A 12,225-nucleotide genomic window follows, 5' to 3' on the forward strand; every position below is an offset into this window, starting at 1 on the left:
TCCTGCCCGCACAAAACGATGTGGCAGGGCTTGCTTTTATTGCATTGCTTATCGAGGAGGCGCCGGTGATTACGGGGAGGGAAAGAATATGAAAAAAAAGAAATACGAAGTGTTAAAATATACGGCCGCTGCACTTGTGATCGCAGCAGCAGGTTTTACCGGCGGCTGTGCAAAGAAAGCAATCAGCACAGAACGGATTTCCGGGGCAGAAAATGTCTCACAGCAGGAAATTACCATAGCGGATTCGGAAACGGAAACTTCTGATACTGGCGCAGACGCATCAGTAACGGAAGATTCGGATTCCCTGGGCAATCATTCGGGTGTGCTGCCGTTGGAGATTACCACGGAATACAACAATGACTGGGAGGATAACAAGGCACTGCTTTCCGTAAAAACATCTCAGGTACATCTTCTGGAGGAAGGGCATGAAGCATTGGAGAAAGCCATAGATGCCCTGAACCAGAAAAATCTGGATGATCAGAATACCTTTTTTCAGGAAAATCAGGAGGATGCCAGACAAAGCTATCAGGATAGTCCGGAAATGTTTCAGGACAGTGCCTGGGAGTCCGAGGTGAGCGTGACAGCGCTCCGGACCGATGAAACGGTACTGAGTCTGCAGCAGACGGAATACAGCTGGCTCGGCGGCGCGCATCCGAATACCTATTATAAGGGGATTTGTTTTGATACGAAAACCGGAAAAGAGTTGTCACTGCAGGATATTGCAGCAGATTACGACGGCGTTTACGATAGTGTCTGTCAGAAGCTGAAAGAGGAAAACGATCCTGACATGTTTTTTGAGGGCTACGAGGATACCGTGAAAGCCATGTTTTACGGCAAAGATCCGGATTACGGCAGTGTGCAGTGGTTTTTGATGAATGACCGGGTAGTGGTCCTGTTTAACCAGTACGATATCGCACCTTATGCGGCAGGTCCGATCCGCGTGGAGATTCCGTTTGCAGAACGTGCGGACCTGTTTGAGAAGCAGTATGAGACATCGAAAACATCTTATGTCATGCAGATTCAGGAGTACGAGACGCTGGAAGCTGATGGAAACGGAGATGGAAAGAAAGAGGAGATCTCCTACACCGTGGACCGTGATGAATACGGGATTGGCGGTGCTATTACCGTAACCTGCGACAGTACCTCTCTCAACACAGAAAAGCTGATCGAGCAGGATTACGGCGCTTCTGGCGGTTATTCCTCCGAGGGTTACCTGATCCACACTGAGGATGGAAAAACATATCTGTATCTGCAGCATCAGAGTGACAACGATGCCCATTACATCAACGTGTTTGATTTGAGCAAAGGGACACCAGCTTTTGTGGGTTCCTTAGACAGCAGCTGGTCAGGTTCTCCGATCACCGATCCGGAATGCTTCCCATTGTGGGACCGCATGGATGTGCTCGGAACTTACAGCGCGTATCGGATCTACCATATCGGAGAGGGTGGACTTCCAAAGACCGATGAGACTGTGTACCGTCTTGGAAATATGTATAAGGAATATCCGGTTACGCTGGTATCGACACGGGAACTGGATGTGACGGTTGGAACGGGGACTTTGGCGGACTCCTGGAAGCAGGAAACACTGCCGTCCGGAACGTCTTACACGATCACCGCTACCGATGGCGAGAGCTTTGTGGAAGCACAGCTTACGGACGGACGCATCTGCCGGATCCCGGTTACGAAAGCAGCAGACGACTGGGAGTGGAAGATCAACGGAGTCAGCGAAAATGACTGTTTTGAGATGGTACCGTATGTAGGATGATGGAAAGACCAAACAAGGAAGGATTTGCGCAAATGAAAATAAGAGGTGATTTTCACACACACACAACGTACTGCGACGGAAAGAGTACACCCCGTGAGATGGTGGAGGCGGCTTACCGCATGGGGCTTACCGATTTTGGAATATCCGGCCATGCAGATTATTCGATGTATGAGCCGGGCTTTGGCATGTCTGATGCGATTCTGGCATCTTATAGGCAGGAGCTGCAGAAACTCAAAGAGGAATATGCCGGGAAACTGAATCTGTATATCGGCATTGAACTGGATGTGCTGGGACCGCGCCAGCAGGCGGATTATGCCATTGGTTCCACCCACAGTGTATTAAAAAACGGGCAGCTTGTATGTGTGGACGATACGGAGGAAAAGCTGGTACAGGGCGTGGAAACACTCTGGAACGGTGACTGGTACGCGTTTGCGAAGGATTATTATGAGCTGGAGGGAACCGTATACGATCGTCTGAAGTGTGACTGGGTGGGACATTTTGACCTGCTTACGAAGTTTAATGAAGGATATAAGCATTTTGATGAGACGAAGGATGCGTATCTGGAACCGGCACTTGCAGCGATGAAAAAGCTTCACGGGCAGGGACTCCCGTTTGAGATCAATACCGGTGCCATGTCACGCGGTTACCGGACAGTTCCGTATCCGAACCGGATCTTATTGAAAGAGCTCCATGCCATGGGCGGCCGGATCATGATCAATTCCGACAGCCACAGTGCCAGTACCATTGCCTATGCCTTCGACATGGCCGGACAGATTGCCTATGAGTGCGGATTCCGGAAGGTGACGGTGTTAAGTCCGGAGGGATTACGGGAAATTCCATTCAATTAAAAAGGGGCTGTGAAAAATGATGATCTCATTTTTCACAGCTCCTTTTCCTTTTATTCAGACCGTTCGTATCGATAGATAAAGTGAGAACCAATATAGTAGGTTTCCGAATACTCAAAACGGCGTCCGTCAGTCAGATGGCCCGGATGGGAAATTTTCAGAAGCGGGATATCGTCGATTTTCAGCCATTTTTTTTGCTGTGGGGTAGGCAAAACCGCACTGATTGTGCGGGAGCCGTCTGTGGGATCAATGTCATAGTGCTGCGAGATATAATTGTAAAGGGAACCCTCCAGCATACGAAGATCAAAGTTAGGAAACAGGCTGACAGGAAGGTAGGTGTAGTTGAGAGCCATGATCGTGTCGTCTGCGGTACGAATTCTTATAATAGAATGGACCAGCTCATCATCCCCAAGTCCCAGTTCTCTTGCGGCTTCGGGAATTTCAGCGGCCCGATGGATGGAATAAGACACTAAAATAGAGCCTGGAGCTTTTCCAATCGACCGCATATCATCTGAAAAGCTTCGGGTAAAGTTGGCTTTTTTTGAAATTTGTATAGAACTTACAAAGGTTCCCCTTCCCGGCATGCGGTTTATATAGCCTTGCGAAGAAAGCAGATCCAGGGCTTTTCGGGCAGTCATACGGCTGACCTTGTAGCGCTCGCATAGTTCATTTTCTGTTTCAATCTGATCCCCTGTTTTGAGAGCGCCGCTCTGTATCTGATTAAGAATATCCCGTTCTATTTCTTTATATTTCGGTAACTGCTTTCCCATAAAATCCTCTCCGATTTAAATATATTTAACTCAAACTTCCCACACCATTTGGTGTGTTTAACATTGAAAAATCAATATTTTAACCCATAAAAAAGACATAAACCGCTCGCTAGTGGTATAATTGAGTTGACGAAAAACAATTACACAGCAAGGAGATTTATGCCATGTCAAGTATACCACGTAATTCCCAAAACGAAAACAATGTTTTAGATTTTGTCACAAATTTTATCGCGGAGTTTCATATAGGCAAGCTTTTGTTTAAGAGCAATGCCGGAAAAGAAAAGGGGATTCCGGTAATGGATATCTTTCGCTATCTATTTTGCCTCCTTTTTTCTGACAGAAGCATGTATATGCAGCGAAAAACAGGCATATTTAAGGAAGATTTTTCTAAAAATACCGTCTATCGCTTTATAAATAGTCCGAAGACGAACTGGCAAAGGTTTACAACACTGCTTTCTGCAAATATCGTCAATGATTTTATGAAGCCACTGACTTCCGAAGACCGCAAGGACGTATTCATTATCGATGATAGCCTGTTTGACCGGTCACGTTCTAAGAAAACAGAACTTCTTGCAAAAGTCTTTGATCACTGCTCGATGAAATATAAGCGTGGCTATCGTATGCTGACACTTGGTGCAGCTTGGCTGGTCTGATGGAAATTCCTTTGTTTCAATTAATCATTGCTTTCTCTCAGCTGCAGATGACAAAAATCTTCTGTGCAGAGCTGAATGCTATGATGGACGTTCCCTTGCCAGGAAACGAAGAAGTCAATCCCGGCGGAAAGCTACTGATGTCATGGTCGAACTGATCCATTCTGTTCAGAAAGCAGGGATTGCTGCAAAATACGTTGTTTTTGACAGTTGGTTTTCTTCTCCAAAGACAATCCAGGCTTTAAAAAAGGAAGAAAATCTGGATATCATTGCCATGATCAAGAAAAGCAGCAAGATCAAATCTGGATACCAAGATAAAAATCTGAATATCAAGGAAATCTACAGTCGTAATAAAAAGAGGCGTGGACGTTCCAGATATCGGCATATGGGATATTGAAGTTTTCTTCAAATCCTGCAAATCGTATCTTCATCTGGAGAAAGAATGCAGAAGCACATCTTATGATGCCTTAAATGCTCATATTGCCATCGTTTTTACAAGATACATGATGCTGTCTATCGCACAAAGACGTAATACAGATGAGAAAACCATCTGTGAACTATTTTTCTGCCTACTGGATGAATTGGATGATATCACATTCAGCCAATCCATGAGGATTATTATAGATGCCCTAATGGATGCTGTTATGGAATACTTTCATATAACAGAAAGTCAGTTGGAAGAATTTACATCCAACTTTATTTGACGACTGCCAAAATATATGCAACAGGCATTATGCTATGCTTAAAATGCCTGTCAGAATGTTAATTTATGAGTTAAAGTATTGATTTTTCAAGGTGCGAGCCCCATTTTTTATGTGGGAAGTTTGAGCTTAATTATTATAATCGAAATGGAGAAAAAGGTCAATGTATATACAAACAAAAGACACGACAAACGCATGAATGATTATCCCCTGTCAATTCTTTTTTTACTATATTTCATTTTTTTAAGCTTCTAAAAGTTCTTCCAGATATTGAATCGGGTGCAAACTAACTACAAACCTTTTCTTTCTCATCGACAGCTTATGCCTTGTCATCTGTGCCGGTTTCAAAATACTCAGGCTCCATTTCCTTATGATATTCAAATTTTGTGCTGCCAGCTTATCTATTGTTGTGTTCGCATCTTCCCGGAAGGTTACATCCAGATACCAGTGCATGCTTTCTATACTCCAGTGTCCTCTAACTGCACGGCTGACCTGTTCGATATCTGCCCTCAAACTGCTAATGAAATAACGATACTCTATGGCTGTATTGCCTTCCTTCTTCAGGGTTTTCTTTTCCATTATGATGCTGGACAGTCCTTTCCACTTCTTTTTTTGGCTTAACCACTTTATATCCTCTGTCTGATAATACTCCCTTATCTCGATCTGACCATGTGCTTTTTCCTGGGTTTTTTTGTAATTACCTCTTTCACGGATCTCTTTTTGGAACTCTTCGTCTGAAAAGTATTCTTGTACATCTTCATACAGACTGTTTTGATTTCTCTTCAATGCCAGCACATAGTCTGCCCGTTTTTTCTTTATTTTCTCCGCTATTGCAGTCTGCGTTCCCATTGCATCGATTGTTACGATCTGGCCTTTTATCTGGATCTTGTCCAGCAATTCCGGGATCGCTACGATCTCATTGCTTTTTTCTTCAACTGCTTTTTGACCAAGGCAAAAACCATCCTCCTTACTCCATGCTGATACAATGTGGGCCGCCTTCCCATCTCCTCTTTTATTGGAACGCATGGTTTTTCCATCGATACAGATGATCTTCTTCAACAGTTCCCCATCGTCCTGATTTAAACGATCCTGCCATTTTCCATAGAGCTGCTGCAGGATTTCTGGTGATATCATTCCCATTACGCGTCTTATTGTATCATGAGATGGTATTCCGTTTTTTAACTCTATATATTTGCGAAGATAATCCTGATAATTTTCTGCAAATAATGCCATTTCTACCCAGTCATCTGCATTTGCTAATGTTGCAAACAACACAATAACAAGAATGTCCTTTAATGTATGACGAACTTTCCTTTGCTGACGATCATCTTTTATGTATTCCAGCCAATCTAATAATTCCTGCATGTATCAACGCCCCTTTTCTTTTAATTTTATCAGAAAAGGAGCGTGTTCACAATTTATTTACTCATGCGTTTGTCGTGAAACAAAAGATGTTTCTTTTAAATGTATAAAAAAGTATGAAAAATGTAAAAAAATATTGCAAAAAAGTATGAGTATGTTATAATGAACCTACATAAATATATATACATATGTAGAGGAAAGAAATGTAAAATCGCCAATAATGTATATATATTACAAATAAATGTAAATATCAATAAAAAGAAGGGAGGATGGTGGGATGAGGCATCTGCTGTTAGCTTCCCATGGCCCATTAGCAGGAGCTATACTGGAAAGTGCTTCGTTTATCTGTGGAAGTGCACTGATAAGTCCGGTAAAAACCATAATGGTCGCAAGAGAGGATTCAGGCGAACGCATCCGGACACAGGTTGAGCAGATTCTTTCCGGATTTGAAGCCGGAGATGAAATCATAGCGCTGACAGATGTGTTTGGAGGAAATGTGAATAACATTCTGACGGAATATCTGTCCGCTAAGAAGCTGTATCTGGTTGCGGGCATGAATCTGGGCATGGTGCTGGAAGCGCTTTTAGCACCGAAGGATATGCAGACAGAGGAATTGGCTGCATATCTGGAAAACGTAGGAAAAGAAGGCGTCAGGTATGTGAACCGGATTGCACAGCCGGGAGAGGAGGATGAACTATGATAAAGGCACTGCATTTGGATGACCGTCTGATTCACGGACAGGTTGCTATATCATGGACAAGGTTTCTGGATGCAAACGTACTTTTAGTAATCAACGATGAGGTTGTAAAAAACGAGCTCAGGAAAAAAGCTTTGAAAATGGCAGTTCCGCCGGGGGTGAAATATGGCTTCCGAAGCGTGGAGGATGGAATTGCTTTTTTAAACGCACCGGAGAATCAGAAGTATAAGATTATGGCATTGGTCAGCGACCCGCAGGATGCGGCGAAGGTATGCAAGGGCGTAAAGGACGTACAGCGTCTGACCATCGGAGGAGTGAGAAAAAAGGCGGAGTATATTACAGATAATCTGAATTTGACAAATGAGGACATGAAAGCACTTCTTGAAGTGATAAAAACAGGAGTGGCAGTGGGAATGCTTCCGACGCCCAGTGACAAATTCGTAAATCTTGAGAAGCTTCTTGTAAAGGCATTGAAAAATCAGGAGGGATAACCATATGTTTATGAAGGCTTTTTTAGTGGCGCTGATCGCGGGAATATGTAAAATTGATAACCGTATTTTCGGAATGACGATGATACAGCGTCCATTAATCGTTGGAACACTGGTAGGATTCATTTACGGGAACCCGGTAGAAGGAATGATAATAGGAGCGCAGTTTGAACTGCTCAGTATGGGACTGGTGGGAATCGGCGCACATTCCGGTATGCCGGAAATCACTCTGGGAAGCGCATTATGTACTGGTTTTGTTCTGGGGAGCGGAACAGGAACCGAGGTAGCGCTGGCGCTGGCACTTCCGATTTCTACTTTCGCAACAACCATAGGATACCTGACATGGATTCCGTTAAACCATCTGCTCAGTGAGCGGGCAAAACGGGCGGCAGAGGACGGGAATACCCGTACTATGGAGATCTGTCAGTGGATGGGACTGTTCAATTATTTCTTCTTCCCGTTTTTGGTAGTCCTTTTAGGCATGCTGGTAGGAGCGCCGCTGTTTGAATATCTGATTAAAGTGATTCCTGCATTTATTACAGACGGAATCAAAGTGGCTTCCAATATGCTTCCGGCTCTGGGCTTTGCGCTGCTGATGCAGCTTACCTACAATAAGGAGCTGGCACCATACCTGTTTATCGGTTTTGTATTCGTTGCATTTTTAGGAATGAGCAATGTAGGTGTTGCGATTGTGGGAGCGATTCTGGCGGTTTTAGTATTTAATTCCAGCAATCATGCAAATAAGGAGGTGGCTGTCGATGACAACGAAATCTAATGAAGAGGCAACAGGCAAAAAAATAACGAAAAAGGATCTTATGTCTTTGTTTTTCCGCTCTTTTCTTCTTCCGGCCTGTTATTCCATGGACCGTATGCAGGCACCGGGCTTTGCCTATTCCATTATCCCTGTACTTAAAAAGCTGTATGGGGATAATAAGGAAAAATTATCGCAGGCTTTGAGCCGCCACTCTGAGGTATATAACAATACATTTGCCTGTTCTCCCTTTGTTCTGGGCATTGCGGCCGCAATGGAGGAGGAAGCTTCCGAAAATGAGGATTTCGATGTATCTTCCATAAACGCCATAAAGGTAGCCCTTATGGGTCCGCTGTCAGGAATCGGCGATACCTTTTTCTGGGGAACCTTCCGTATCATTGGCACCGGTATTGGTATATCACTGGCTATGCAGAGGAATCTTCTTGGCCCCCTTCTGTTCCTGCTGATTTATAACATCCCTAACTTCCTGGTGCGCTACTATGGCGTCCTGTTTGGCTACAAGCTGGGAGCGGACTCAATCGACACATTGGTTTCCGGCGGTCTTATGAACCGCGCGACCAGGGCGGCATCGGTTATGGGACTTACGGTAATAGGCGGCATGATTGCATCCATGGTATCCATAAAAATAGCGTTGGTAGCTAATTTTGGCTCTGATGTTACATTGGATGTTCAGTCAATTTTTGATGAAATCTGCCCCTGTATGCTTCCCCTTGCGGCAACCTTTATTGTATACAAGCTGTTAAAGAAGGGCGTAAAGGCATACTGGATCATGCTTGGAATTATTGCGGTAGGCATTGTAGGAAAATTTTTCGGAATACTGTAGATTTAAAGGAGAATTGAAATGAGTGATTTTGTAATGATGGATTATATCAATGAAACGCAGGAGGCAGCACTGCATATTGTAGATAAGAGTGAAGACCTCTGCCGCGTTTTTGCTGAAAATTTTGCAAAAAAGCCATATGAGAGAGTAATTTTGGCGGCCAGCGGAACCTCCTATAACGCATGTGTGACAGCAAGGTATTTTATGGAGAAGATGCTGGGAGTTCCCTGCGTGACAGTAACTTCCTACGCATTTGCGCATTTTGAAGACACACTGAAGCCGGAGACTGATCTGATGGTAGCTGTGACCCAGGAGGGGGAGAGCACGAATACCATTGATGCCCTTCAGAAAGCAAATACCCTTGGAATGGATAACTTTGTTGTGACAGAGTATTTGAACAACACATGCACCCAGACCGCAAAGAACAAGGTGACAATCGACTGCGGACGTGAGTTTGTGGGGCCAAAAACGAAGGGGTACACCTGCACGGTGCTGACGCTTTATGTGATGGCTCTGGAAGCGGCAAGGTACAGTAAGCGGGTGGATGAAGATACATACAGGAACTATAAGGAAAGACTGAATAAGGTGTTGGGTCACACAAACGCGGTGGTTGAAAAAACCAAGGCATGGTTTGAGACGAATAAAGAAGATTGGAAAGCCTGTGAGAAATGTTATGTGATCGGTTATGGCGCAAATGTGGGAACGGCAATGGAGGGAGCACTGAAATCTATGGAAACGGTCCGCTATCCCTATTTCTGGTTTGAGTCTGAGGAATTTCTTCATGGCCCTCTGGCCTCTGTAAAGCCGGATGTGTACACGGTGCTTATTTCTCCAAAGACCTGGGGTTATGACAGAATCAATACATTATTCAAAATCATGAATGACCAGAACGAGCATGTATATTCCATCGGCGCACAGGACGGAGTGGAGTCCGGCCATGTTCTGGAAGCGGATTTTATAAACGATGAGGACTTTTCTGCCCTGGAATACTGTATTCCGATGCAACTTTTGGCTTATCTGACTTATACAGCAAAGGGGATTGATCTGAATGTGCGCAATTATCCGCGCACAAGGGATGCATTACAGACAAAGGCAAAGCCAGTTCAGCGGTAAGAACGAGGAAAGGTGCAGGCGGATGGACGGAAGGATAAAGGCGGTCATTTTTGATATGGACGGTGTTTTGATTGATTCAGAGATTGTCTATATGAGAAGGCTTAAAGAATTTACCCGTGAGGCAGCCCAAAGGGAGGTTCCAAGGAAACAGCTTTTAAAGATGGTGGGAGCTACCTCGGAGGGGCACTGGAAGGCGGTCCGGGCGTATTTTCCGCCTGAATGGACCAGAGAACAATTTTTTGAGGCTTATAGAGTTTACGGAAGAAGCCATCCGGTGTCTTATCAGGATATTGTGTTTGAGGATACCATTCCTACGCTGAAAAGACTGAAGGCCATGGGTCTGCGTCTGGCTATGGCAACCTCCACGCCAAGGGAAAAGGCAATGGAGACGAAGGAGTTGTGCGGTTTTGGCAGTTTTATGGAGATTGTGCTGTGTGGGGATATGGTTAAGGAAAGCAAGCCTAATCCCGAGATTTACCTGAAATGTTTGGAACAGCTGGGATTATCCGGGGAGCAGTGTATTGTGGTGGAGGATTCCGCTTATGGAATTGAGGCGGCAAAAAGAGCCGGCCTTTATGTGGTAGCCAGGCGTGAGACCCGGTTTTCTATGAATCAGGAGGGGGCGGATTGTTATATTAACCGGCTGGGAGAGCTTCCTAGGCTGTTGGAAAACATGTAGTGTAACGGTTTCTAAATAACTGCACCATTCACGCAGAATGTTTTTTCAAGAGTACATGTCAAAAAACGTAGGCGTAGCGGGGCTACGCTGAGGCTTTTTGGCATGTATTCTCGGGAAAATAGGCAAGTGATATGGTGTAGTTAATTTAAAACCGTTACACTAGTATAATCCACTTTAAATAACAAACTATTTTAATTCACATTCCTATTATGGTATAATTGAACCATCGGAGGTGTCAATTATGCCTAATACAATTAAAACTATTTCTTTAACAGATGATGATAAATCTTACTTAAATAAACTGCTGACTCAGAGCACTTTGGAAATTCGCGTTTATCAACGTGCTAGGATCCTTCTGCTCAAATCTGAGGGTGCATCTAACGAAGCAATTGCTGACAAACTGGATATTGGAATCGGTGTGGTAAAACGTTGTCTTAATAAATCTAAAGAGAACGGTGTTGAAGCTTCTTTACATGATAACAACGGCCGTGGAAGAAAAACGGAAATCACCGATGACGATATCACCTGGGGAATCAGTAAAGCCTGCCAAAAACCGAAGGATTACGGCTATTCTGCTGAATTCTGGTATCCCATGAGTTTCAGGAAATTCATCAACTCTATAGCAGAAACGGAAGGACATCCTCGTATGGCAACAGTAGCTGAAACAACGCTTCGGAAAATTCTGAGCAATGCAAGGATCAAACCGTTTCAGGTGTCCTATTACTGCGAAAGACGGGATCCTGAGTTTGATGCAAAAATGCATGATGTCCTTGTTATCTACAAGCAGATTGAAATGCAGTTTGACAAGGATGGAAAACTGATTCCCTTTGAGAAAGATGCCGTACATACCCTGTCTTATGATGAAAAGCCAGGAATTCAGGCAATTGCTACCACAGGTGAAGACCGTCCACCGATTCCGAATACAGATAAAAGCAATGGCTATCAGCGAGATTATGAGTATGTCAGGCTGGGAACCCTCTCCCTGCTTGCAGCGATTGATTTGCTCTCAGGAGAAGCAATTCCATTAGTAAGTGAAACTCATAAAAGTTCTTACTTTGTGACTTTTCTAAAGAAACTTGATGAAAAATATCCAAAGGGCGATATTATTCAGATTATTCTGGATAATCACTCTGCACATACCTCCAAAGAAACCCAGGAATATCTGAATACGGTTTCTGGACGTTTTGAGTTTGTATTTACACCCAAACATGGTTCCTGGTTAAACATGATTGAAGGTTTTTTCAGTAAAATGACAAAGCAGATGCTGGATGGAATCCGTGTGGAAAGCAAGAAAGAACTCGAAGATAGAATCTACAGATACTTTGATGAAATCAACAAAGAACCAGTGCCCTACAAATGGACATATAAAATGGATACCATCGATTTTTCTCAAGAAGATATTGATTCCATAGTGTATGAGGTTGTAAATGCAAAAGCTGCTTCAGCAGAAAGCAAAAACAAAAAAGCACCAAAACCAATTTCACGAAAGAGAAAGTCTATCCAGGGGGCTGTGAAAAAACATAGCCTATAAAAAAGAAGGACCAAGGGTTCATAATGAATCCA

13 protein-coding genes are annotated in these 12,225 nt (G+C 43.9%); 11 read left to right on the forward strand and 2 right to left on the reverse strand.

Annotated elements, in window-relative coordinates; genetic code table 11:
• Positions 1–88 precede the first annotated feature (88 nt).
• Both DXB18_RS01530 and DXB18_RS01535 read left to right on the forward strand, forming a co-directional pair.
• Positions 89–1,765, forward strand: a complete 1,677-nt coding sequence (locus tag DXB18_RS01530; protein WP_118543989.1) for a DUF3298 and DUF4163 domain-containing protein — start codon at positions 89–91, stop codon at positions 1,763–1,765.
• A gap of 32 nt (positions 1,766–1,797) precedes the next feature.
• Positions 1,798–2,613 (forward strand): histidinol-phosphatase, encoded by an 816-nt coding sequence (locus DXB18_RS01535; protein ID WP_243103077.1) that lies wholly within the window; start codon positions 1,798–1,800, stop codon positions 2,611–2,613.
• A gap of 50 nt (positions 2,614–2,663) precedes the next feature.
• On the opposite strand, the gene DXB18_RS01540 is transcribed toward DXB18_RS01535, so the two are convergent.
• Positions 2,664–3,380 (reverse strand): GntR family transcriptional regulator, encoded by a 717-nt coding sequence (locus tag DXB18_RS01540; protein ID WP_118543991.1) that lies wholly within the window; start codon positions 3,378–3,380, stop codon positions 2,664–2,666.
• A gap of 164 nt (positions 3,381–3,544) precedes the next feature.
• Between DXB18_RS01540 and DXB18_RS16685 the strand changes: the two genes are divergently transcribed.
• Both DXB18_RS16685 and DXB18_RS16690 read left to right on the forward strand, forming a co-directional pair.
• On the forward strand, positions 3,545–4,033 hold the full coding sequence (locus DXB18_RS16685) for a transposase (RefSeq protein WP_279220681.1): 489 nt from the start codon (positions 3,545–3,547) through the stop codon (positions 4,031–4,033).
• Complete coding sequence (locus tag DXB18_RS16690) at positions 4,014–4,427, forward strand: transposase (protein ID WP_279220682.1); 414 nt, start codon at positions 4,014–4,016, stop codon at positions 4,425–4,427. Before DXB18_RS16685 ends, DXB18_RS16690 begins: the two co-directional genes overlap by 20 nt.
• A 547-nt stretch (positions 4,428–4,974) precedes the next feature.
• Here the strand turns inward: DXB18_RS16690 and DXB18_RS01550 are convergent.
• Complete coding sequence (locus tag DXB18_RS01550) at positions 4,975–6,096, reverse strand: ISAs1 family transposase (RefSeq protein WP_118544321.1); 1,122 nt, start codon at positions 6,094–6,096, stop codon at positions 4,975–4,977.
• A 274-nt stretch (positions 6,097–6,370) separates the two neighbouring features.
• On the opposite strand from DXB18_RS01550, the gene DXB18_RS01555 reads away from it, so the two are divergent.
• The 7 genes from DXB18_RS01555 to DXB18_RS01585 all read left to right on the forward strand — a co-directional run bounded on the left by DXB18_RS01555 (position 6,371) and on the right by DXB18_RS01585 (position 12,193).
• The gene (locus DXB18_RS01555) at positions 6,371–6,793 is read left to right on the forward strand and encodes a hypothetical protein (protein WP_118544320.1); all 423 of its coding nucleotides are present in this window, start codon (positions 6,371–6,373) and stop codon (positions 6,791–6,793) included.
• Positions 6,790–7,281: a PTS sugar transporter subunit IIB gene (locus DXB18_RS01560; RefSeq protein ID WP_118544319.1), complete on the forward strand. Its 492-nt coding sequence runs from the start codon at positions 6,790–6,792 to the stop codon at positions 7,279–7,281. The genes DXB18_RS01555 and DXB18_RS01560 overlap by 4 nt, the downstream gene beginning before the upstream one ends.
• 4 nt (positions 7,282–7,285) lie before the next feature.
• Positions 7,286–8,053, forward strand: coding sequence for a PTS sugar transporter subunit IIC (locus DXB18_RS01565; protein ID WP_118544318.1), 768 nt, complete (start codon positions 7,286–7,288; stop codon positions 8,051–8,053).
• Positions 8,037–8,873, forward strand: coding sequence for a PTS system mannose/fructose/sorbose family transporter subunit IID (locus tag DXB18_RS01570; RefSeq protein WP_118544317.1), 837 nt, complete (start codon positions 8,037–8,039; stop codon positions 8,871–8,873). The genes DXB18_RS01565 and DXB18_RS01570 overlap by 17 nt, the downstream gene beginning before the upstream one ends.
• An 18-nt stretch (positions 8,874–8,891) precedes the next feature.
• Positions 8,892–9,983, forward strand: a complete 1,092-nt coding sequence (locus tag DXB18_RS01575) for an SIS domain-containing protein (protein WP_118544316.1) — start codon at positions 8,892–8,894, stop codon at positions 9,981–9,983.
• Positions 9,984–10,005: 22 nt separating this feature from the next.
• Positions 10,006–10,662 carry an HAD family phosphatase gene (locus tag DXB18_RS01580; RefSeq protein WP_182430427.1) on the forward strand — a complete coding sequence of 219 codons (657 nt, stop codon included), beginning with the start codon at positions 10,006–10,008 and terminating at the stop codon, positions 10,660–10,662.
• Between the two features lie 241 nt (positions 10,663–10,903).
• Positions 10,904–12,193 carry an IS630 family transposase gene (locus DXB18_RS01585; protein WP_118705621.1) on the forward strand — a complete coding sequence of 430 codons (1,290 nt, stop codon included), beginning with the start codon at positions 10,904–10,906 and terminating at the stop codon, positions 12,191–12,193.
• Positions 12,194–12,225: the final 32 nt, after the last annotated feature.

This window comes from Clostridium sp. OM02-18AC (assembly GCF_003481825.1).
Lineage (GTDB): Bacteria > Bacillota > Clostridia > Lachnospirales > Lachnospiraceae > Brotaphodocola.